Source organism: Streptomyces sp. NPDC026672 (assembly GCF_040638185.1).
In the GTDB taxonomy this organism is placed as follows: Bacteria; Actinomycetota; Actinomycetes; order Streptomycetales; family Streptomycetaceae; genus Streptomyces.
On the sequence record NZ_JBEZXS010000028.1, the window covers coordinates 71,573 to 93,742 of the forward strand.

A 22,170-nucleotide genomic window follows, 5' to 3' on the forward strand; every position below is an offset into this window, starting at 1 on the left:
TCAATACTCGACAACACGACTTTTGTGTCCTAGGGTATCCGGCATGACCACCCAGGAGCGCGAAGCGGTGATGCCGCAGGCCGTCATCGACGACGCCATGATCGAATCGATGCGGGCGAAGGTCGGCGCGCAACTGCGTATCGACCACTCCGTCAACAACGAACTGGCGTCCCGCATCGCGGTGACGAGGTTCGCCGGAGGCATCGGGGACATCAACCCGCTGTGGATCGACCAGGAGCACGCGCGCCGGTCTCCCTACGGTGCCCCCGTCGCCCCGCCGTCGTTCGTCATCGGATGCTTCTCCGGCATCCAGTTCGGCTGGCCCGGACTGGGCTCGTTCCACTCCCAGTCGCACATCACCTTCGAACGCCCCGTCTACTGGGGGGACACGGTCGACGCGTCCTGCCGGTACATGGGCTTCGAGGGACCGTCGCCGAGCAGCTTCGCCGGACGCACCGTCACCGACGAGTTCCGCAACGACTACACCAACCAGCACGGTGAGCGGATCGCGTCCATAGCCTGGAAGGTCATCAACTTCGAGCGTGGCAACGCCTCCTCGCGCAAGCGCAAGAACGGCCCCACGAACGAACTCGTCCTGCCCCACCCCTGGAGCGTGGAGGAGGTCGAGGAGATCGAGGCGGGCATCCTCGCCGAGACCCCGCGCGGCGCCGAACCGCGCTACTGGGACGACCTGACCGTCGGTCAGGGCCTCGACGTGGTGACCAAGGGTCCCATCGGCATGACCGACGAGATCGCGTTCGTCGCCGGCGGCGGCACCCCCATCCCCCGCCTCAAGGCCCACGCCGCCGCCCTGCACGACTACGCCGCGCACCCCGCGTGGTCCTTCCGCGACCCGGTCACCGGCGCGCAGGAGCCGATCTACTCCGTCCACTACAACCTGCAGGCGGCCCACGCCATGAGCGTCGCCTTCCAGTACGACGTCGGCTTCCAGCGCCAGTGCTGGCAGATCCACCACCTCACCCACTGGGCGGGGGACCACGCCTGGATCAAGGAAGTCCGCGCCGAGTACCGGAAGTTCGTCTACCTCTCCGACGTCGTCCAACTGCGCGGCACCGTCACCGGACTGCGGATCGACGGCGACGGCGAACACGTCGTCGACATCAGGACCGAGGCCGTCAACCAGCGGGGCGAAGTCGTCATGCCGGGAACCGCCGTCATCGCCCTGCCGACCCGGGGCACCGCCGGATCGCCCGCCGCCCGCCGCGCCCGGGAGCAGCGATGACCGGCAAACCGGCGCTCGAGGAGTTCCTCGCCGACGCCGACCGCTGGCTCGCCGCCCGCTATCCCCGGGCGGCCGCCACCGGCAGGAGCCGGTTCGCGTGGGGCGAGGGCAGCGACGAGGTCCGCGTCTTCCAGGAACCCGACCCGGTGGAGGAGGCCGACGCCCTGCCCGCCATCCGCGCGTGGCGCCAGGAACTGTGGGACCACGGATACGGCTGGATCTCCGGCCCCACCGCATACGGCGGCGCCGGTCTCCCCACCGGCCACCAGCGGGCGTTCGAGCAGCTGACCCGGGCGTACCAGGTGCCCGGCGACTCCAGCCTCACCATCAGCCTCGGCATGATCGCCCCGACGATCCTGCGCCACGGCAGCGAGGAGCAGAAACAGCACTGGCTGCCGCTGCTGTTCAGCGGCCGGCGCATCGCCTGCCAGCTCTTCAGTGAACCGGGTGCCGGATCCGACCTCGCCTCCCTGACCACCCGCGCCGTCCGCGACGGGGACACCTGGCGGATCACCGGACAGAAGGTGTGGACCTCCGGCGCCCATCTCGCCGACGTCGGCGAGATCATCTGCCGTACGGCCGACGAGCCGCGCCACCGGAACCTGACCGCCTTCCTCATCGACATGCGCGCCCCGGGCGTGGACGTGCGCCCGCTGCGCCAGATGACCGGCGGCGCCGCCTTCAACGAGGTGTTCCTCGACGACGTCACCGTCCACGACAGCCGGCGCCTCGACGCCGAGGGCGACGGATGGAAGGTCGGTCTCACCACCCTCGGCCACGAGCGCACCGCCATGGGGCACAGCTCGTTCGGGGGCGCCGGCATCCTGTCCACCGAGCGGCTGATCGGCCTCGTGCGCTGGGCCGGACTCGACGACGACCCGGTGATCCGCCAGGAGTTCGCCGAACTCATCTCGCACCTGCGGGCCGCCAGGTACACCCAGGCGGTCATGGCCGCCCAGGCGAAGTCCGGCAGGCCCCCGGGGCCCGAGATCGCCCTGAACAAGATCGCGCTGTCGGACAACATGAGACGGCTCGGGGAATTCGTCTCCGAGGTGCTGGGCCCCGCCCTGGTCGCCGACACCGGGGAGTGGGGCACGTACGCCTGGACCTCCGTGGTGCTCGGCGCCCCCGGCTACCGGCTGGGCGGCGGCACCGACGAAGTCCTGAGGAACACCATCGCGCAGCGGGTCCTCGGCCTGCCCCGGGCGAACTGAGGAGCAACCGTGGCGATCACCGACGGCCTGGCACCGACCGAAGAACAGCGCGACCTCGCCCGTACCCTGCGCGACTTCCTCGACGACCACCTGCCCTCCGGGGCACTGCGCGCCGCCATGGAGACCGAGGCGGGCCACGACCGCCCGCTGTGGAACCGGCTCGCGGGCGAACTCGGCCTCGCCGGACTGACGATCGCCGAGGAGTACGGCGGCCTCGGCCTCGGACCCGCCGAAGCCGCCCTCGTCCACGAGGAACTCGGACGGGCCCTGTACCCGGGGCCCTTCCTCGCCACCAGCCTCGCCACCGCCGCGCTCCTGGCCTCCGGCGACGACGCCGCCCAGCGGCGGTACCTGCCGCGGATCGCCGCCGGGGAATGCGTGGCGGTGCTCGCCGCCGCCGACCGCCGGGGCACCTGGGACGTCACGGGCCACTCCGTGCGCGCCCGGACGGCGGGCGCCGGCTGGCGCCTGACCGGCGCGCGGGGCTTCGTGCTCGCCGGCCACGTCGCCGACGTACTGCTCGTCCCGGCCGCCGGACCGGCGGGCCCGGCGCTCTTCCTCGTCGAGGCGGGCGCCCCCGGGCTCACCGCACGGGCCGTGCCCGGCCTCGATCTGACACGCAGGACCGCGACGGTCGCCTTCGAGGACACCCCCGCCGTCATGGTCGGCGCCGAGGACGGCCTCGACACGATCCTGCGGGCCGCCGATCGGACCAGGCAGCTCGCGACAGCGGCGGAAGCGGCCGGCGGCATCGGCTGGTGCCTCGACCGAAGTGTCGAACACGCCAAGAACCGCGAACAGTTCGGCCGTCCCATCGGCTCCTTCCAGGCAGTCGCCCACCAGGCCGTCGACATGCTGGCCCACCGCGAATCCGCCCGCGCCGCCGTGCGCTACGCGGCGGTCGCGACCGCCGAGAACGACCCGGAGGCACCCATGGCGACACGCGTCGCCGTCCTCCGCACGGGCGAGGCGTACCGCACCACCACCGAAGCGGCCATCCATCTGTTCGGCGGCACCGGATTCACCTGGGAACACGACGCCCACCTCTACTACCGCCGGGCCTGGTCGGGCCGCGAACTGGCCGGCAGCGCCCGCGACCACCGCGAGGCCATAGCCGGGCTGGCCGGACTGTGACCGCCACACCCCCCGGCACACCCTCCGCCACCGGTCGGCGCGTGCTCGCCGCCGACCTCGCCGACACCCTCCGGCAGGCGATCGACGAAACCGTCTGCACCGAAGCGCCGACGGCCGACCTCGCGGCAGCCCTCGCCTCCGCGCGGGAACTGCTCACCCGCCTCCGAGGACACCGGCGCCCCGACCGGCAACTCGCCTCCCTCGACGAGAGGGGCGAGGGCGCCAGGTTCCACAGCCCGGCGTCCGGCCGCGGGAACCCGCTCGCTCCGCCGCTGCGCATCCGCGTGGTCGACGGTGGTGTCGAGGCCGTCGCCGCACTCGGCCGGGCCTACGAAGGACCGCCCGGTTACGTGCACGGGGGCGTCACCGCGCTGCTCATGGACGAAGTGCTCGGACGCGCCGCCGTCGAGGCTGGCCGCTACGGCGTCACCGCCGACCTCACCCTCCGCTACCGGCGTCCCGTTCCCCTGCGCACCCCGGTCCTGCTGACCGCCCGTGTCCGGGAGACCCACGGACGCCGTACGACGGTCACCGGCCGGGTCGTCGCCGCCGGGGACCCCGACATCCCCCTCGTGGAGGCCGACGGGCTGTTCATGCAGCTCACGCACGACACACGGCAAACCTACTTCGGCGAACTCCTCGCCCCCGACGGCACATCCGCCGTCGGCTACCGCATCCACCGCTCCCGTTCCGGACAGGAAGACTGAGGAACGCCATGGCCGGCCCCGAATCCGCGGGCAGAACCGCGGCGCCGTTCCGCCTCGACGTGGAACACGGCAAGATCCGCGAGTTCGCCCGCGCGACGCAGTCCCGCAACCCCGACTACCAGCGGGAGGACGCGCCCATCCCCGCCACGTTCCTGACCACGCAGTACTTCTGGTCCGAGGGCGACGCGAGCTACTGGCGCCTGTTCGACTTCGACTGGGAACGCGGCCTGCACGCCGAACAGGAATACGTCTTCCACGGCCCACCGCCCACGGCCGGGACCCGGCTGACCGGCCGGTCGACGGTCCGCGAGGTCTACGAGAAGCAGGGCCGCCGCGGCGGTGCCATGACGTTCGTCGTCGTGGTCACCGAATTCCGCGACGACAACGGCCGCCTGGTCGCCGAGGACCGGGCCACCCTCGTCGAGACCGGCAGGCCCCCGGCCGCGCAGGAACCCGAGAAGCCCGAGAAGCCCGAGAAGCCCGAGGAGAAGGACGTACACACGTCATGAGCGTGACAGCCGAGCGTATGGGGCCGAGGGAACCCGCCGTCCACGGGCCGGTCACCCGCACGGACTTCGTCCGCTACCAGGGCGCGTCCGGCGACATGAACCCCATCCACCACGACGAGGAATTCGCCCGCGCCGCCGGGTTCCCCTCGCCGTTCTCCGTCGGCATGTTCCAGGCCGGACTCCTCGCCACCTTCGCCACCGACTGGCTCGGCGCCGCGAACGTGCGCCGCTACCGCGCACGGTTCAAGGCGCAGGTCTGGCCCGGCGACACCCTCACCTGCTCCGGTGCCGTCGTCCGCGCCTACGAACAGGACGGCGAACAGCGGGTCGATGTGGACCTCAGCTGCGTACGCCAGAACGGGGAGGTCGCCGTCCAGGCCGAGGCCACCTTCGTCCGGCCCCGCACCGATCCCGCACCGCCCCCGGCCCGACCGGCGGATCGGGTCGATCCGGTTGACCCGGCTGCCCCGGTTGACCCGGCTGTTCCGGTCGACTCGGTTGTCTCGGTTGACTCGGTTGAGGAGAGCAGGTCATGAGCGCGGACAGGATCGTCGTCGTCGACGGCGCGCGGACCCCCGTCGGCAGCTTCGGCAAGTCGCTCAAGGACGTCCCCGCGCACGAACTCGGCGCCACAGCGGTCCGTGCCGCCCTGGTGCGAGCCGGCGTGGACGGCGCCGACGTCGGGGAAGTCGTCATGGGATGCATCGGCCAGGTCGGACCCGACGCGTACAACGCGCGCCGCGTCGCCCTCGCCGCCGGACTCCCCGACACCACCCCCGCGTACACCGTGAACCGGCTGTGCGGCAGCGGCCTCCAGGCCGTCTGGTCGGCCGCCGCCCAGATGCGCTGGGGCGGCCCGGACATCACCGTCGCAGGCGGCGACGAGAGCATGTCCAGGATGCCGTTCCTCGACTTCAACGCCCGCGACGGCCACCGCCTCGGGGACCGCGCACTCGTCGACGGCACCGTGGGCATCCTCACCGACCCCTTCAGCTCGGTCCACATGGGCCGTACCGCCGAGGCCGTCGCCCGCCGCTACGGCGTCAGCCGCGCCGAACAGGACGCCTTCGCCCTCCAGAGCCAGCGTCGCGCCGCCTCACCGGAGGCCCGGACGGCCTTCGCCGAGGAGATCACGCCCGTCCACGTCGGAGGCCGCAAGCCCTTCCTCTTCACCGCGGACGAACACCCCAGGCCCGGCACCACGGCGGAGGCCCTGGCGGCGCTGCCGCCCGCTTTCGAGGACGGCGGCTCGGTGACCGCGGGCAACGCCTCCGGGATCAACGACGGCGCAGCCGCGCTCGTCCTCGCCCGTGAACCGGCCGTCGTCGAACGGGGCCTGCGCCCCCTCGTCGCCCTGGAATCGGTGGCGACGGCGGCCATGGAACCGCACCTCATGGGCTACGCGCCGGTTCCCGCCCTGCGCAAGCTCTTCGAGCAGACCGGCACCCGGCCGGACGACATCGGAGTGATCGAGCTCAACGAGGCGTTCGCCGCCCAGGCCGTCGCGGTCGTCCGTGACGCCGGGCTCGACCCGCTCCGCACGAACCCCTACGGCGGCGCCATCGCCCTCGGCCACCCCGTCGGCGCCACGGGGGCCATCCTCACCCTGCGCGTCGCCAAGGCACTCGTCCGACACGACCTCGAACTGGGCGTCGTCACCATGTGCATCGGCGGCGGGCAGGCCCTGGCCGCCCTCTTCCGCAGGATCTGACCCCGACAGGCGAGACCGGCGGCCCCTTCCAGGCCGTTCCGCGGCTCGCCGAAGAGCTCACCGTCCGTCAGAGAACGACAAGGGAACGTCAAGGGAACGTCATGACCGAGCAGCACGTCACGTACACGGCCGACGGGCCCGTCGCGCATCTCCGGCTGGCACGCCCCGGCATGTCGAACGCGTTCGACCTCAACGCCGCCCGAGACCTGGGAAAAGCCGTCGGCGATGCGGCGTCCGAGGCGATCCGCGCCGTCCTCGTGACCGGCGACGGCACACGGTTCTGCGCGGGCGGCGACGTCGCGTCGATGGCGGCGGCGGGGGACCGCGCCTCGTACGTCCGTGAACTGGCGACCGCCCTCGGTGACGCCCTGCTGCGCCTGTCGCGCCTGGAGAAGCCGGTCGTCACCGCGGTGCAGGGCGCTGTCGCCGGGGCGGGACTCGCGGTGATCCTCAGCTCGGACATCGTCCTGGCGGAACGATCCGCCAAGTTCCTCATGGCCTACGCGGGCGTGGGTCTGACCCCGGACTGCGGGGTGTCCTATCTGCTGCCCCGCGCCGTCGGGCAGCAGCGTGCGCTCGAACTCGCCCTGACCGGACGGGTATTGACGGCCGCCGAGGCTCTTGAGTGGGGCCTCGTCACCGAAGTCGTCGACGACGGCACGTCCGGTGCCCGCGCCCTGGACACGGCCCGACGGCTGGCCGAAGGGCCGGGCTTCGCGCTGGCGCAGGCCAAGCGGCTCATCAGATCGGCCTGGCACACCCCGCAGGAGCAGCACACGCGGGACGAGGCCGGCACGATCGCGCGGGCGGTCTCCGGGGACGACGCGACGGCCCTGATCAACGCCTTCCTCACGGGAAGCCGGACACGCCGGTCCTGACGCCGGTCCTGACGTCCGTCCTGACGCCGGTCCGGACGGCGCCTCCGCACGACACACACCCCCGGCCGACACCACCCGGCCCCCGAGGAGCGACACCGATGACCCTGACAACCCGGTTCACAGAGACATTCGGCGTGGACCACCCCGTCGTCTGCGGCGGTATGACCGCCGTCGGCACCGCCGACCTGGTGGCCGCGGTGGCGAACGCGGGTGCCCTCGGCTTCCTCTCGGCGCTGACCCAGCCGACCCCCGAGGCACTGGAGAAGGAGATCCTCCGCTGCCGGGAGATGACCGATCGCCCCTTCGGCGTCAACCTCACGATGATGCCCAGCACCCAGCCGGTCCCGTACGACGAGTACCGCGACGCGGCCATCGCCGGTGGCGTCAAGGTCGTCGAGACGGCGGGCCGGAGCCCCGAGCCCCACATGGCCGCCTTCGCCCGCGCCGGGATCAAGGTCATCCACAAATGCGTCGCGGTACGCCACGCCCTGAGCGCCGAGAAGCTTGGCGTCGACGCCGTGAGCATCGACGGCTTCGAATGCGCCGGACACCCCGGTGAGGACGACATCGGCGGACTCGTCCTGATCCCCGCCGCGACAGCCAGGCTCACCGTCCCCGTCATCGCCAGCGGCGGCATCGCCGACGCCCGCGGCCTGGTCGCCGCCCTGGCCCTGGGAGCCGAAGCCGTCAGCATGGGCACCCGCTTCGTCGCCACCCGTGAGGCCCCCGTCCACGACAACGTCAAGCGGCAGATCGTCACCAACGACGAGCGCTCCACCACTCTGCTCTTCCGCAAGCTCCGCAACACCGCCCGTGTCGCCAGGAACGTGGTCTCCGAGCGGGCCGCCACCATCGAAAGCCTCCCCGACAGCACCTTCGACGACCTCGCCGAGCTCGTCGCGGGCCGGCGCGGTCGCACGGAAGTCCTCGCGAAGGGCGACATGGACGGCGGCATGTGGTGGGCCGGACAGACCCAGGGCCTGATCAACGACATTCCGACCTGCGCGGAGCTGATGGCGAGGCTGATCCGCGAGGCGGAGGACATCGTCGCCCACCGCCTCGCCTCCCTCGCACGCCGCTGAACTCGCCGGGCGCGCCCGGCGATTCGGCCGACCGCGGCTGCCGTCGGCTGCTCGACACGGTGTTCGTTCCGCGCCGGTTCGCCTGCTCACGGAACCGCGGCCGGAGCCGGGATCGCGGTCCTCGTCAGGGTGTGACGCGGTCCCACAACTCGCAGTGGTGCTGCTGGGCGTACTCGTCGAGGGCGGCCGAGGTGAGGCTGCCGGGCTGGAGGGGGAGGTAGGTGTCGCGATGGGCGAGGGGACCGAGGGGACGCCACCCGTTCCCGAGGGGACGCGCGGTACGGGAGCCCCGGGCGAAGTCGGCCCAGGCGGCGCGCATGCTGTGAGCCAGGCGGCGTTGCGCGGACGTCATCCGGTCGCCGTACGGCACGCCGTGGGAGTCGCTGAGCCTGGGGAAGAGGTAGGGCAACTCGTAGGCGTGCGCGGCCGCGTAGTCGTAGCCGGCCGGTGAATCGGCCATGCGTGGCGGGTGAGGATCCTGGAACTGGTAGTAGTACACGGGCTGTTGGGTGCTGATGGCGCGTGCGGTGCGCAGGGAGGTGCACCCGCCGAGCCCGCGCGTGCCGCTGTCGGTGATGACGGCCGCGATGGCGTAGGCGGCCGGGTACGGCTCGGGGAAGTCGCTGAGCGGGTACTCCTTCGCGATGGCGCGGGCGGTCTCCGCGTTGCCGAAGACAGGGGCACCGGTCGACATGGGGGGCCAGGCGGGCGCCGTGGCGAGCCAGCGTTCGTAGCCCGCCTGAGTGTCCTGGAGATGGTCGGTGGCGAAGGCGCGGCCCTCCTCGCGGTTGCTTCCCATGAGGACGGGCATCTTGTTCCAACGGCCGGTGGCGATGGCGGTGGCCGGCAGGAGGGGCAGGACGCCGCTGATGTTGGGGGCGATGTATCCGGTGGCGGCCACGATCCGCTTGCTGTCGGCGTCCCGCAGACAGGCCGCGGTCTGCGCGGGGGTGGCGAGATCGCAGTCCAGGGCCTTCACGACGGCTGAGGCGCGGGCCTGGGCCTCCTCGTAGGTGTCGACGTCATGGATGCAGTCGTCGCTCTCGATGACCGCCGCGCTGAACAGGCCGCGGGCGCGGGGTGATGCCAGTTGGGCGCAGACCGAGCCGCCGCCGGCGCTCTCTCCGGCCAGGGTCACCCGGGAGGTGTCGCCGTCCCATCCGCCGATGTTCGCCTTGACCCAGCGCAGGGCGGCCTGCTGGTCCAGGAGGCCGTAGTTGCCCGCGGGCGATGACGTGTCGAGAGCGGGCGCCGCGAGGAAACCCAGGGCGCCGAGACGGTAGTTGACGGTGACGACGACGATGTCGTTCTCGGTGACGAGCTCGACCGGGTCGAAGTCATTGCCCGACCCTCCGGTGAAGCCGCCCCCGTGCAGCCACACGAAGACCGGCAACGGTCCCCTGTGGTGGGGGCGTTCAGGACGGTAGACATTGACGAACAGACAGTCTTCGGAGCCTTCGACGCCTTGCTGCGGGCACGCGGCTCCCTTCTTGTCGGCCGTACGGATGCCCGTCCACGAAGGAGGCGCGGCGGGGCTGCGCCAGCGCAGATCGCCGGTCGGAGCGGCGGCGTAGCGGACACCGAGGAGTTGGTCGGTGCCGTCTCGGCTGATGCCGCGCAGCGAGCCCTCGGTGGTGTGCAGCACGAGCGAACGGCCTGCCGCGGTGAGGGGCGAGGCGTTGGGGGCGGCACCGAGGAGCAGAAGGAGGACGGTGAGGAGTCCGACTGCGAGGCGGGTGGGGGAGGGACGGCTGAGAGGTGCCGACATGGTCGCTCCAGGGACAGGGTGTCGGGATGCGGGGGCTGCGGCGTGTTGGCGGGTTCCTATACGGTGGGCAACGGACGCTTGTTGAAGGAGTCCCGGATCAGAGGGGCTCGGGCGTGAGGCATCAGCTCATCGGCGCGACGCGGTCGAGGGCGTGGGGGCGCGTTTCGCGGTGCGTTGTTCCTGACGGGAGCGGCTCGGTGGGGGGATCGCCAGCCGGGACCTTAGCGTCACTTCCTGGTACCGCAATACGCCCCGGTCACGCCTTTCTCAGCAGCATGCCTTGATTGCTTGTCGTCAGCGTGGCCCAAGTGGAGGGAAGGGCGGGCGCGGTGCACAACAAAACCACTGATCAACACGTCATGAACCGCTGTTGGGCCGCTCTCCGGCTCCGGGCCCCGTTGAGGTTATGAACTCAATGAACGCAATGCCGTCGGAGGGCCGCACGACTCACTTCGGCCCTTCGCAACGTCCTTGGTCAGACCGGCCGACACGCCCGCAACTACGAACGGCTCATCCAGCACTCAGAATTACTGATCGCCTTGACCGCTGTCCCTCCCATGACCGGATGCGCCACCCAGACAATCCCGCCGCACCGGCCGGGGAGCCGGTTCTTCTGGTTCGTTCCCGTCCGCGTCCCCATCAATGATCAGAGTGCTTGCGATCGAACTTGCACGCGTGGTTCGTCACGAACTGGCTCAGCCGGTAGGTGGTCGGCAGTGCCAGACGGCCGCACAGCGTGTCGATCCGGATCACCGACCCGTCGACTCGTGCCTCTCGAAGGGGCGTCTTGTCGCCGCTATCGCTTCCCCTGTCCTGGCACCGGCCCAGAATCACCGACCCGGCATCAGGACGGCAAGGGGCCGGAACCGAGGCTTGGAGTCGCCGGTTCGCTTCGGGGGAGGGGACACGCCTGTTCGTCGGCGGCGAAGTGGGCTGTGGGGGATGGGCGTTCCTGCCATGGTGTGTTGATGAATACGACACCGGATGGGCGCCCCATTCCGCCCGCGCATGCTGACGAGCGCGCCATGCTGGAGGCGTGGCTGGATTTTCACCGTGCGACTCTCGCCTTGAGGTGTTCGGGCCTCAAGGATCATCAATTACGGCTTGCCGCAGCGTCACCCTCGTCGATGACGCTGCTCGGTCTGGTTCAGCATGCGGCTGAGGTGGAACGCCAGTGGTTCCAGCGTGTGTTCGCGGGTCAGGACGTTCCGCCCGTCTTCGGGCAGAGCAACCTCGACGGCTTTGCACTCCGGCCGGAACGAGGGATCGACGAGGCGATGGCCGCCTGGCAGGCGGAGGTCGCCCGAGGCCGTGAGTTGATCGCTGACGCATCGCTGGACGACATCGGCCTCCTGCCCGAACAGGACGCGGTGCACGTTGGCGATCAGGGGGTCTCCCTGCGCTGGATCATGGTGCACATGATCGAGGAATACGCACGTCACAACGGTCATGCCGATCTCATCCGCGAGCAGATCGACGGAGTCACCGGCGCATGAGACGTGCCGGCGCGGTCGCGAGTGCCCAGCGGGCATCCGGCTCCGGGTCACTGACCGACCAGCGCCAGTCACCCTCGACTACGGCTGGTCGGCGTACGGGCCGACGCCTCTCCGCGGCGGCCCTTCTGGCCGCCGATCAGCCGCACGACGCCGTCAGCTGTGGCGACTGTTGGTGAGCGAGCGCTGGTATCTGCCCGGGGTCTGCCCCACCAACGTGGAGAAGATCTCGATGAACGCGCCCGGGTTGGCCCAGCCGCACGCTTGCGCCGTGTCCAGCACGGAGACGCCGTCGGCGAGGAGGAGCAACGCGCGGTGAATGCGTAGCTGGGTGCGCCACTGGGGGAAGCTCATGTGGGTCTCGGCCTGGAACAGCCGGCTGAGGGTGCGCTCGCTCGCGCCGACCCGGAGCCCCAGTTCGGCGAGGGACGAGGGGCTGGACAGCTCGTCCTCGACGATGCGGGTCACGGCCCGCAGCCGGTCGTCGGTCGGCTCGGGCAGGTGCAGGGGCTGCTCGGGGGCCGCGGTGAGGTCGTCGATCGCGACCTCGCGCAGGCGGGCCCGGGCCGCCGGCGGGCGGGCGTCCGGGCCGGTGAGCGCCAGGAGGGCCTCGCGGGCCAGCGGGGTCACCGCCAGGACGGCGGGGTGGGCGGGCAGCAGATCGGCCAGGTCCCGTGTCATGAAGGCGACGCGCATGTCCGTCTGCCCGTGCGCCCGGTGCTGGTGGGCGAAGCCCGCCGGGATCCACACGACCCGGTTCGACGGGGCGATCCACGAGCCCTCGGCCGTCACCAGCGAGAGCACCCCGGTGGCTGGGTAGACCAGATGTCCCTGCGGGTGGGTGTGCGCGGGCGTGCGCTCGTCGTGGCCGAAGAGGTGAGCCTGCTCCTGATGGAGCGAGGTGTGGCGGGTTTTGGATATAAGTCGTCAGTTTACTGGTTGATCGCCGTAAGGGGTGAGGCGAGTCTGGGACCAGTACCTCTCCGGCCGCCCGACGGCAGGCCCGGCAGTGCACCACGCAAGGAGCAAGGCATTGACGCCCCCACCCGACACACTCGACCTGCGCCCCGCCCAGACCCCCGCGAAGCGTGGCGGCTCTCACCGCAAGCCGCGCCGGCGGTCCTTCGCCGCGACCCTGCTGGGCGCCGGCCTGATAGCCATCGCGCTCAACCTGCGCATCGGTGTCGCGTCCGTCTCCCCGGTCCTCTCGGACATCCGCGCCGACCTGGGCCTGTCCACCACCGTCGCGAGCCTGCTCACGACCGTCCCGGTGGTGGCCTTCGGCGCGTTCGCCTTCCTGACTCCCGGTCTCACCCGGCGCCTTGGCATGCACCGCCTCCTGGGCGTCGTGATGGTCGCCATGACCGCGGGCCTGCTGCTGCGGCTCGAGCCGAGCCTGTCCGCCCTCCTCGGCGGCACGGTCGTCGTCGGCGCCGCCATCGCCGTGGCCAACGCCGTGATGCCCGCGGCGATCAAGCACGACTTCGCCCACCGCACCAGTCTCATGATGGGCCTGTACTCCACCGCGCTGTTCCTCGGCGCGGCGCTCGCCTCCGGGCTGACTGTTCCGCTCGTCTCCTCGCTCGGCGGCCACTGGCGGCCGGCCCTCGGCATCTGGGCCATCCCCGCGGTGATCGCCCTCATGCTCTGGCTGCCCCAGCTTCGCCGCGGTCGCACCACGAGCGGCAAGACCGGGCAGTCGGACGACGACGCCTTCTCGGAACTCGGTGAGCCGCCCTTCCGGGCCATCCTGCGCGACCCGACGGCGATCGCCGTCACCGCCCTCATGGGCATTCAGAGCATGAGCTACTACGCCGTCCTGACCTGGGCCCCCACTCTTCTGCAGGACCACGGCATGTCCGCGGGCCGAGCGGGCGCGATGCTCTCCTTCTCCTCCTTCCCCGGCATCCTCGCCTCCCTCGTCACTCCCGCCCTCGCGCAGAAGCTGCGCCCGACATGGTTGCCGGTCGCCCTCTCCGTCGTACTGACCGCGGTCGCCTACCTCGGCCTGGGCATCGCCCCCATCGGGGGCGCCCTGCTGTGGATGACGCTGCTCGGCCTCGGACAGGGTGCCGCGATCAGCCTCTCGCTCACCTACATCGTCTGGCGCTCCCCGGACACCCACCACACCGGCCACGTTTCGACCATGGCCCAGGGCTTCGGCTACCTCTTCGCCGGCCTCGGCCCCGTCGGGCTGGGCGCGCTGCACACCGCCACCGGTGGCTGGACCGTGCCGCTCATCGGCCTCGCGGTGCTGCTGGTCTTCCAGATGATCTCGGGCGGCCTGGCCGGCCGGGACCGTCACGTCCGCGCCCGCGTCGCCGGAGGCGGCGGCCCGCAGACCGCCGTCAGGAACCAACCATGACCTCACGCGTCGAACTCGACCGTGAAGGTTCGCCGGACGGTGTCGAGGACACCGAGGTCGCTCTTGTCGTCCTGGAAGATCAGATGTGATCAGGTGTTGTTTCGGTTGTCGTGGCCGGGTTCGTTTCGGTGAGTAGGAGGGCGATGTCGTCGGCTCGGTTCGGGGTGGCCTGGGCGTTGTGCAGGAGTCGGTCGGCGAGTTGGTCCAGTGAGTCCGCACGGGCGTGGGCCAGGGATGTTCGCAGACTGTCGATCCCCACGCTGATGTCGGTACCGCGTGTCTCGACGAGTCCGTCGGTGTAGAGGGCGAGGACGGCCCCTGGCGGGAGGTCGAACCGGGTCGCCGGATAGGTGCTTGCGCGATCCACGCCCAGGAGTGGACCGGTGTCCAGTTCAAGGGCGTTGGTCGTCGTGTCGGGGTGCCGGAGCAGGGGCGGGAGGTGGCCGGCGGTGACGGCGTGGGCGTGGTGGCCGTGGGGTTCGAGGTGGATGTAGCAGCAACTGGCCAGCAGCCCGGGTTCGAGGTCGATGAGGGTCCGGTTGGCGCCCGCCATCACATCGCCGGGCGTATGGCCCACCGCGGCGAAGGCCCGTACGGCGCTGCGTAGTTGGGCCATGGTGGCCGCCGCGGCGATGCTGTGGCCCTCCACGTCCCCGATGACGAGACAGACCCCGCTACCGGTCGGGATGACGTCGTACCAGTCGCCGCCGATGTCCATTCCGCTGGTGCCGGGCAGATAGCGCGCGACGGTGCGGATGCCCGGGAGCACCGGCAACCGGTGCGGCAGGAGCGCTTGCTGCAGGCCGCGCGCGAGGGCGAACTCCGAGTCGTAGAGCCGCGCTCGTTCCAGGGCCTGGGCGATCAGCCCGGCCAGTGCGGTGAGGACGGCACGGTCCTTCTGGGTGAATCGGTGGATCTCGTCGAAGCCGAGGACGCAGGTGCCGACAGGGTGGCTGGAGGCGATCAACGGCAGGTAGGCCCAGGAGCTCACATCACCCGTGGGGACGCCCTGGTAACCCCGGGAGAGGTCCTGCCGCGACTCGATGAAGAGCGGAGCGCCGGAGGTCAGGGTCTCCGTACCGGGCAGGCAGGCATGCAGCGGCACACCCTCCAGCCAGTCGAGGAAGTCCTCGTGGTGGCCGGTGTGGTGGAGCAGACGCATCGTCGCGTCTCGGACCACGTAGATGGCCAACTGCTGGCCGCCGAAGGCCGGTAGGAGCTGGTCGGAGACGACTTCGCAGACTTCGCGGGCGGTGACCGCCTCGGTGAGCGCGCTGCCCAACTGCAGGACGTGGTACATGACGCCCAGCCGCGCCGGTGTGTCAGCGGGTGCGGCCTCGACCGCGGAGGCCGACGGCGTCGAGGCCGAGGGCGTCGAGGCCGAGGGCGGACCGCCGGAGGGCACCACCTGACCGGTCACTCCGTCCGCTTCCGGATGGAAGCAGAAGGCGAGCCACCGGTCGGGCGGTCGGCAGGTCAGGAAGGAGACCGGCGCCTGCGAGATCATCGCCAACCGGTGCCGGTACTCGACGTCGGGATCGGACAGCCACGGCAGCACGTCCGAGAGGAACCGGCCCAGCAACTCGTCGCCGCGTACGCCCAGCAGCTCCAGGGCCCTGTGGTTGGCGTAGGTGACCCGCCCGTCGGGGGAGAGGGAGAACACCCCGTCCCGCAGCCGTTCGACCGCGGCGACGGCCGCACTGCCGGCCCGCGCGTCGATGACCGCGCCGACCAGTCGGGTGTGTGCCCGTGCGTCGTCGGTCTTCGGCGCGTGGCTCCACAACTCGACCGTGCGGTACGCACCGCCGCCGTCCTTGCGATCCCGTACACGCAGGCGCCGCGCCGTGAGCCGGCCCTCGGCGGCTGCCGCGCGGGCGGCCCCTCGAAGGGCCGCGCGGTCGCCGGGGTGCAGGCAGGCGGTCAGTGTTTCGGCTCGTCCGTCGAAAGCACCGGGAGCGAGACCGAAGATCGCGCAGAGTTCTTCGTCCACGGTGAGGGTGCCGGTGACGAGGTCCCAGTCGAACAGGCCGGCCCTCACGGCCGGCGCCGAGGGCGCCGGGGTCTCGACGGGAATCGTCTGTGGGGCGCACTCGACGGGATCGCCGGTACGGGCGCGGAGATCGGCGAGGGAGGCGCCGAGCCGTTTGGCGACGGTCCGCACATGACGGCGCTGTGCCTTGGACAGCCCTTCGCCGCCTGGTGATGCGGCCCAGACGACCGCCAGCGCCCCGAAGCTCTCCTCACCCGCGTGTACCGGCACGGAGCAGGAGCCGAAGGCGTACGGCAGAGCCACCGAGAGCTGGGGGTAGCGGCGCATCGTCTCGTCGGCGTCGCGCAGGTGGATCGTGCGCCCGGAGCTGTAGGCCGCGGCGACCGGGATGGGGCTGCTCACCGGAATGAGGTGCCAGCCACCGAGCTGAGAAGGCGGCACCCCGCATGTCGCGGCAAGCACGATCGACCGACGGTCGCGGGAGCGGAGGAAGACGCTCCCGGAGTGCGCGCCGGTTGCTTCGACGGCTTCGACGACGGCAGCGGCGAGCAGATCCTCACGCTCAGCCATGTCGCCGACGACTATTTCGCGCACAGTTCCAGTGTGCGCAGGTCGGCCCACCGGTCCAAGGCGGCGATCCAGAGGGCACAGGTGTTGCCCGGCCGACTGGCCGGAAACCAAAGTTGTCGCCACCCTTGACGGTAACTATAGTTGTCGCGTGGCTTCGATTGAGATCACTCCTGAAGAGCGGGCCGAGCTGGCGAAGGCCCTTACCGATGCGCTCGATCCACTCGCGGCGGCCATTCGCTCCCGCCGGTCAGGGCTGTCCGCGGCCCGCATGTGGGAGGCGGATCCGATTGATGTGACGCTGTCCGTCCTCGCCGCCTGGAAGGTGGTGGACACGGAGGTCAAGCAGCTGACGGCGATCGCGGCGGCGACAGCCGGCTCCTACGGCGCGAACTACGAGCAGATGGGTGCGGTCTGGGGCATCACCCGCCAGGGCGCGCGCAAGAAGTGGCCCGACGCGGTTCCCCGCCCCGCGGCGGCAAGGACGGGCGCGGCGCTCGCGCTCTTCGGCGGCACCGCCGAACTGGTACGGGACCCGTCGTCCGGCGGCTGGGCCTGGGCGGGCGAAGGCGCGGACGGAACGCGCGGCGCCGCCGAGGACGGCACCTGGTACGCGACGAAGGAAGAGGCCGCCGCTCACGCCGGAGCCTTCCTGCGGGAGCACGCCGCCACCCCCTCGTGACACGCCCGCGGACTGCGGCTCGGGCGAATGCGGCGTCGCTCCGGTGGCGGTGCCGCGGGTCACGCTACGTCGTGGAGAGGCGTGCCATGACGGAGTCGAGGATGAGGTCGAGGGTGAATTGGTATTCGGCCTTGCTGTCGAAGCGTGCGAGGTCGGCGGCGACTTCGGCGACGTGGGGGAGCCCCGACCGTTCCAGCGTGGTTCGGCGCTGCTCGATGCCTGCGACGTCGGTCGTGCCGTACGTGGGCCCGGCCTGGACCTCTCGGAGCAGAGTGCCGATCAGCGTGGCGACCAGGCTGCGGAGGACGGGCACGGCGTCGTGCGGTGGGCAGCCGGCGGCGCGGAGCACGGCGAGGACCGCTTCGACGGGCGCCAGCCCTTCGAACGAGCCGAGTTGGCGTGTCAGCACGAGTGGCGCGGCTTTGGGATGGGTCAGGGCGCTCTTGCGGAACGCGTGACCGATGGCCAGGAGGTCACCGCGGAGATTCCCGGTGGGCTCGGGCAGGTGCATGGAGCCGAGGATCTCCTCGGCCACCGCGTCGAGTAGGCCGTCCTTGCCCGCGACGTGGTTGTAGAGGCTCTTGGGATCGACGCCGAGGATGCGGGCGACCGAGCGCATGGTGACCGCGTCGATGCCGTCGACGTCGACGACCTGGAGGGTCGCTGTGACGATCGCCGCGCGGGTCAGCTGTGCGGCTCCCTTGGGGGGACGCCCCCGTCGGGGCTGTTGCGTCGCGGTCATGACCTCATGGTGCCTGCCGTTGCCTTAATCCACAACGTGGGTATATTGAGGCCGCGATGAATACCCACAGCGTGGATTAATGGCGAAGGGATCGGCGATGCAGTTTCCGTGGGGCCCCGCTGAAGTGGCAGACCTGCCCACGGTCGGCACCGGCGTCGACACGTTGTCCGACCTGTCGAGGTCGGACGAGCCGCCGGGTGTCCGCCTGCGGACGGCACGCGCCGAGGCCGCGGCGTTCCGAGCCGAGTTCGCCTCGACGGGCACGCCGGACAGCGTCGTCACCTGCGATCTGGTCACGTTGCCGTACCCCACGCGGTTCGGCTTGTTCCGCGCCTCGCGGTCGATCGCACCGTTCCTGTCGATCACCAACCGCATGCTGGTGATCCGGTGGCACGACAGCGACGGCCACCGACGGGTGCTGCTCTTCGAGCCCAGTGACGTCGAACGGGGCCGCTACACGCCGTACTTCGACGACCTTGCCCAGAAGACACCGGGCGTCCTCCAGCGGCAGATGGTCCACGAGCACGGCACGGTGGTCGGGCACCTCGCGCGGCTCGGCATCGAGCCGGGCGACGTCGACTACCTGATGTTCGACCACCTGCACACCCAGGACCTGCGCCGCTGGGTCGGTACGACCGCGCACCAGGACGACCTCGGCGCACGTCCACAGGCCGCGTTTCCCCACGCCAAGGTCATCGTCCAGCGTGACGAGTTGGCCGCCATGGCCGAGCTGCACCCGCTGCAGAAGCCCTGGTACCAACCGGCGACCTACCGCCATGTCCCGCCGGAGGCATTCCTGCCGATCGGCGGTTCGATCGTCCTTGCCCCGAGCGTGGCCGTGATCAAGACACCCGGGCACGTCTTCGGCAACCAGAGCCTCGTCCTCAACACCTCGACCGGCATCTGGGTGAGCAGCGAGAACGTCATCGCCGCCGAGGCGCTTACCCCCGAGCACTCCAGAATGCCGGGCATCGCCAAGTGGGCCCGACGGTGGCAGCAGGAGGTGGTGCTCAACGCGAACACGATCGAGACGACCGCCGACCAGTACAACTCGATCGTCCTGGAGAAGACGCTGGCCGACCGCAGCCAGGCCGACCCGCGGTTCCTGCAGTTCTTCCCCTCCAGCGAGCTGACCGGCGCCTGGTCGAACCCCGGCACCACGCCGACGTTCAGTCATCAGCACATCACCCACGGCGTCCAGCCAGCCTGAGGAGGCACACCGTGTCCAGATTCATCCTGCCGTCGGAGGACGTTCTGCGCGCCCGCGAGAAGCTCGTACTCGATCACTTCCACGACGAGGTCCGCCAGGACTGGGACGCCACGCTCTCGACGTTCCCGCACCCGCACTACGAACTGATCGCCCAGATGACCGTCCACGACGGCGACGCGGAGGTACGCGGGTACTACCACGACACACGCCGGGCCTTCCCCGACCAGGACCACGAGATCATCGCGATCCGGCACGGCGCCGACGCCGTGATCGTGGAGTTCTGGCTGCTGGGCACCCACAAGGGGCCTCTCGGCGACATTCCGCCGACCGGGTCGAAGCACCGCACCCGCATGACGGCGTACTTCATCTTCGACGACGACGAAAACCTCGTCACCGAGCGGATCTACTTCGACCAGCTCACCATCCTCAAGCAGCTCATCGGCGGCGTCGACAAGCGCAGTCCGGCCGGTCTGCTCAAGCTCGGCCGCATCCTCAAGGGGGTTCTCAAGGCGTCCGGTACCGCCCCCGACCCACGGCTGCTCGCGACCACGCCGCCCGGTCTCGACCGTTGACGACCCGCGACCGCAGGAGAGGTCTGCCGGCGCTGACGACCAGGACAACGGCTCCGGCTCTGGCTCCGGTTCAGGTTCTTGCTCCGGCTCCGGCTCCGGCCACGATGCGCGCACTCATCGGCGAACTCGCTGTCACAGCCGAAACGACGGAGGCACTCGGTTGAAGGTCCACCACCTGAACTGCGGCACCATGCGACCCTGGGGCGCCCCCGAAGGTCTGGTCTGCCATGTCCTGCTCGTCGAGACCGCCACCGGACTGACGCTCATCGACAGCGGCCTCGGCCTGCTCGACAGGACCGCACCCGGCCGCCGTTTCGGGCCGGCCCGGTACTTCGTGCGCCCCGCGTTCGAGGACACCGAGACGGCCGTCCGGCAGGTCGAACGTCTCGGCTTCCGACCGACGGACGTACGCGACATCGTGCTGACCCACTTCGACGCCGACCATGCCGGAGGACTGGCCGACTTCCCATGGGCGAACGTCCACCTCACCAGCGCCGAAGCCACCGCCGCGCTCCACCCGGCGACGCGGGTCGAGAGGGGACGCTACCGGCCCGCCCAGCGCACACACGGGCCGACGCTCATCAGCCACACACCCAGGACGGGCGAGACCTGGCGCGGGTTCGCGGCCGCCACCGAACTCGACGGGATCTCACCCGGAATCGTGCTGATCAGCATGCCCGGCCATACCCGAGGGCACGCGGCGATCGCCGTCGACGCGGGGGACCACTGGGTGCTCCACGCCGGTGACGCCTTCTACCACCACGGCCAACTCGATGGCACCGGCAAGACACCGAAGTCGCTGCTCGCGATGGAACGCGTCGTCGCCCACGACTGGCACAGGGTGCAGGCCAACCATGAACGGCTCGCCGAACTGTGGCGGGCCACAGACCCCGACCTCGTGCTCATCAACGCTCACGATCCCCACCTCCTGGCCGAAGCCCGAGCCCGCGCCGTCCGCTAGGCGAAATGGACCGCCGTCCTGTGGTTGGCGTGGTGCATCCCGCTTCTACTCGCTGCCGTGACAGTTGAGTTGGGCGTCGATCTGCGCGGCGGTTCTGGAACCGTCGGGGGTCCAGTACTGACCGGGCTTCAACTTCGCCGCGGACACCGTGCGCAGTGTGAAGACCCCGTCCAGCTCTCCACCCGACGGGTCCAGGTACCCCACCACTAGATCGCGGGGTATCGCGGACTGGGCCGGTTGCGGGGCATGACGCTCAAATCCGTCGCCGGACCAGAGCGTGACGACCCCGTTCTTGGCCGACGGTGTCGTGGGGTCGGAGGCCCACCACAGCACGTGCGGGTGCGCGGTCTTGTCGTCGTCGAAGTCCGTGACCTCCACACGACGGATCACGTCGGTGGGACAGACGGGAAACTTGACGACGATCGTCTCTCCTTCGACGCGCGCGCCGACCGCCGGGAGCACTGGGTCGGACATGCGGTAGACGCCGTACACCCAGGTGCCGACAGCAGCGAGGACGGCGAGGGCGACAACCGCCCCCACCAGCACGAAGGGCCACAGAGGTCGTTTACGGGACTGGGTCAATGGATGCATCGGAGGTGATTCCCGTCCCTGTGACCAGCGTGGCGCTTCTCGTGTTGCATCCTGGCCGAAGTCCCCGGTGCGCAACCCCTACGACGGTGGCACCGACGTCTTCCTCGCCACGTCCGACGAGCGGGACACTGCCCAGTCATCCGTCGGGTCTCCGATCGGCTCGCATTGCCGCACCGTTCAGAATGGTCTTCACCGTGAATACCGGGTCGAGTGGTTCCACGAGTTCCCTGGTGGCGACGGCCACGAGGCGTGCGGGCGCATCACCCTCCAGCAACGCGCTCACGTATGCGATGGCGTCCGCAGGTGAGAGCACGGGCAGCCTCTGGCGCAGTGTTCGCACGGCGTGCATGCGTCCGCGAGTGGCGGCGACTTCACGGAGCACGTCGTGCAGATCGTCCACCACGGTGCGCACCGGCAGCCCACGTATCCGGGTCCGGTAGTCGTCCTCCCACGCCCCGGTCATCGAGGAGACGACGCCGACCTGATGCAGGCCCCCGTCGACACGGTCGACCAGGTACGGCCCGTTGCCTGCGATCATGAACTTCGGATTCCGAGTGCGCTCGAATTCCTCGGGCGTCCAGTAGACGATCCACGCCAGTTCGTGCTCCTCGACATCCGACACGGCCATGCGCAGCGCCTCCACACCCGCAGCACGCCACCTGGAACAGTCGCGCTCCAGCTGTTCCTCGACGGCCCGAACGGCGGCTTCTCGCTCGATCACGCTTGCAGCATCCCGTACGGTCCCGAGTCC

Annotated in this window: 21 protein-coding genes; 15 read left to right on the forward strand and 6 right to left on the reverse strand. The window is 70.6% G+C overall.

The genetic code is table 11. The annotated features are described in order from the left end of the window. The first annotated feature begins 43 nt into the window (after positions 1-43). The 9 genes from AB0F77_RS28770 to AB0F77_RS28810 all read left to right on the forward strand — a co-directional run bounded on the left by AB0F77_RS28770 (position 44) and on the right by AB0F77_RS28810 (position 8,478). Positions 44-1,243: a MaoC family dehydratase N-terminal domain-containing protein gene (locus AB0F77_RS28770; protein ID WP_361954578.1), complete on the forward strand. Its 1,200-nt coding sequence runs from the start codon at positions 44-46 to the stop codon at positions 1,241-1,243. Next, positions 1,240-2,457, forward strand: a complete 1,218-nt coding sequence (locus AB0F77_RS28775) for an acyl-CoA dehydrogenase family protein (protein ID WP_361954579.1) — start codon at positions 1,240-1,242, stop codon at positions 2,455-2,457. Before AB0F77_RS28770 ends, AB0F77_RS28775 begins: the two co-directional genes overlap by 4 nt. A gap of 9 nt (positions 2,458-2,466) precedes the next feature. After that, entirely contained in the window at positions 2,467-3,591 is a 1,125-nt protein-coding gene (locus AB0F77_RS28780; protein ID WP_361954580.1) for an acyl-CoA dehydrogenase family protein, read from the forward strand. Next, complete coding sequence (locus AB0F77_RS28785; RefSeq protein ID WP_361954581.1) at positions 3,588-4,298, forward strand: PaaI family thioesterase; 711 nt, start codon at positions 3,588-3,590, stop codon at positions 4,296-4,298. Before AB0F77_RS28780 ends, AB0F77_RS28785 begins: the two co-directional genes overlap by 4 nt. A gap of 8 nt (positions 4,299-4,306) precedes the next feature. Continuing rightward, a complete protein-coding gene (locus AB0F77_RS28790) occupies positions 4,307-4,807 on the forward strand; it encodes a MaoC family dehydratase N-terminal domain-containing protein (RefSeq protein WP_361954582.1) in 501 nt (166 codons plus the stop codon). After that, positions 4,804-5,343, forward strand: coding sequence for a MaoC/PaaZ C-terminal domain-containing protein (locus AB0F77_RS28795; RefSeq protein WP_361954583.1), 540 nt, complete (start codon positions 4,804-4,806; stop codon positions 5,341-5,343). The genes AB0F77_RS28790 and AB0F77_RS28795 overlap by 4 nt, the downstream gene beginning before the upstream one ends. After that, positions 5,340-6,518, forward strand: a complete 1,179-nt coding sequence (locus AB0F77_RS28800; RefSeq protein ID WP_361954584.1) for a thiolase family protein — start codon at positions 5,340-5,342, stop codon at positions 6,516-6,518. The genes AB0F77_RS28795 and AB0F77_RS28800 overlap by 4 nt, the downstream gene beginning before the upstream one ends. Before the next feature lie 101 nt (positions 6,519-6,619). Continuing rightward, positions 6,620-7,396, forward strand: coding sequence for an enoyl-CoA hydratase/isomerase family protein (locus AB0F77_RS28805; RefSeq protein ID WP_361954585.1), 777 nt, complete (start codon positions 6,620-6,622; stop codon positions 7,394-7,396). 98 nt (positions 7,397-7,494) lie between these two features. After that, complete coding sequence (locus AB0F77_RS28810; RefSeq protein WP_361954586.1) at positions 7,495-8,478, forward strand: nitronate monooxygenase family protein; 984 nt, start codon at positions 7,495-7,497, stop codon at positions 8,476-8,478. 124 nt (positions 8,479-8,602) lie between these two features. On the opposite strand, the gene AB0F77_RS28815 is transcribed toward AB0F77_RS28810, so the two are convergent. Beyond that, a complete protein-coding gene (locus AB0F77_RS28815) occupies positions 8,603-10,246 on the reverse strand; it encodes a carboxylesterase family protein (RefSeq protein ID WP_361954587.1) in 1,644 nt (547 codons plus the stop codon). A 968-nt stretch (positions 10,247-11,214) separates the two neighbouring features. On the opposite strand from AB0F77_RS28815, the gene AB0F77_RS28820 reads away from it, so the two are divergent. Further along, positions 11,215-11,742, forward strand: coding sequence for a DinB family protein (locus AB0F77_RS28820; protein WP_361954588.1), 528 nt, complete (start codon positions 11,215-11,217; stop codon positions 11,740-11,742). 153 nt (positions 11,743-11,895) lie between these two features. Here AB0F77_RS28820 and AB0F77_RS28825 read toward each other — a convergent pair whose 3' ends face one another. Then, on the reverse strand, positions 11,896-12,531 hold the full coding sequence (locus AB0F77_RS28825; RefSeq protein ID WP_361954589.1) for an AraC family transcriptional regulator: 636 nt from the start codon (positions 12,529-12,531) through the stop codon (positions 11,896-11,898). 241 nt (positions 12,532-12,772) lie between these two features. On the opposite strand from AB0F77_RS28825, the gene AB0F77_RS28830 reads away from it, so the two are divergent. Then, a complete protein-coding gene (locus tag AB0F77_RS28830) occupies positions 12,773-14,104 on the forward strand; it encodes an MFS transporter (RefSeq protein WP_361954590.1) in 1,332 nt (443 codons plus the stop codon). A 79-nt stretch (positions 14,105-14,183) separates the two neighbouring features. Here AB0F77_RS28830 and AB0F77_RS28835 read toward each other — a convergent pair whose 3' ends face one another. Continuing rightward, complete coding sequence (locus AB0F77_RS28835) at positions 14,184-16,664, reverse strand: SpoIIE family protein phosphatase (protein ID WP_361954591.1); 2,481 nt, start codon at positions 16,662-16,664, stop codon at positions 14,184-14,186. A gap of 148 nt (positions 16,665-16,812) precedes the next feature. On the opposite strand from AB0F77_RS28835, the gene AB0F77_RS28840 reads away from it, so the two are divergent. Then, on the forward strand, positions 16,813-17,343 hold the full coding sequence (locus AB0F77_RS28840; RefSeq protein ID WP_361954592.1) for a hypothetical protein: 531 nt from the start codon (positions 16,813-16,815) through the stop codon (positions 17,341-17,343). A gap of 64 nt (positions 17,344-17,407) precedes the next feature. Here AB0F77_RS28840 and AB0F77_RS28845 read toward each other — a convergent pair whose 3' ends face one another. Then, positions 17,408-18,085, reverse strand: a complete 678-nt coding sequence (locus tag AB0F77_RS28845) for a TetR/AcrR family transcriptional regulator C-terminal domain-containing protein (RefSeq protein WP_361954593.1) — start codon at positions 18,083-18,085, stop codon at positions 17,408-17,410. A 124-nt stretch (positions 18,086-18,209) separates the two neighbouring features. On the opposite strand from AB0F77_RS28845, the gene AB0F77_RS28850 reads away from it, so the two are divergent. From AB0F77_RS28850 to AB0F77_RS28860, 3 genes are all read left to right on the forward strand, one after another. Further along, on the forward strand, positions 18,210-19,295 hold the full coding sequence (locus AB0F77_RS28850; protein WP_361954594.1) for a hypothetical protein: 1,086 nt from the start codon (positions 18,210-18,212) through the stop codon (positions 19,293-19,295). A gap of 11 nt (positions 19,296-19,306) precedes the next feature. Next, positions 19,307-19,867: an ester cyclase gene (locus AB0F77_RS28855; RefSeq protein WP_361954595.1), complete on the forward strand. Its 561-nt coding sequence runs from the start codon at positions 19,307-19,309 to the stop codon at positions 19,865-19,867. A gap of 160 nt (positions 19,868-20,027) precedes the next feature. Next, positions 20,028-20,828 (forward strand): MBL fold metallo-hydrolase, encoded by an 801-nt coding sequence (locus tag AB0F77_RS28860; RefSeq protein WP_361954596.1) that lies wholly within the window; start codon positions 20,028-20,030, stop codon positions 20,826-20,828. 45 nt (positions 20,829-20,873) lie between these two features. On the opposite strand, the gene AB0F77_RS28865 is transcribed toward AB0F77_RS28860, so the two are convergent. Both AB0F77_RS28865 and AB0F77_RS28870 read right to left on the reverse strand, forming a co-directional pair. Next, complete coding sequence (locus AB0F77_RS28865; protein ID WP_361954597.1) at positions 20,874-21,410, reverse strand: hypothetical protein; 537 nt, start codon at positions 21,408-21,410, stop codon at positions 20,874-20,876. A gap of 145 nt (positions 21,411-21,555) precedes the next feature. Continuing rightward, complete coding sequence (locus AB0F77_RS28870; RefSeq protein ID WP_361954598.1) at positions 21,556-22,140, reverse strand: YrhB domain-containing protein; 585 nt, start codon at positions 22,138-22,140, stop codon at positions 21,556-21,558. Positions 22,141-22,170: the final 30 nt, after the last annotated feature.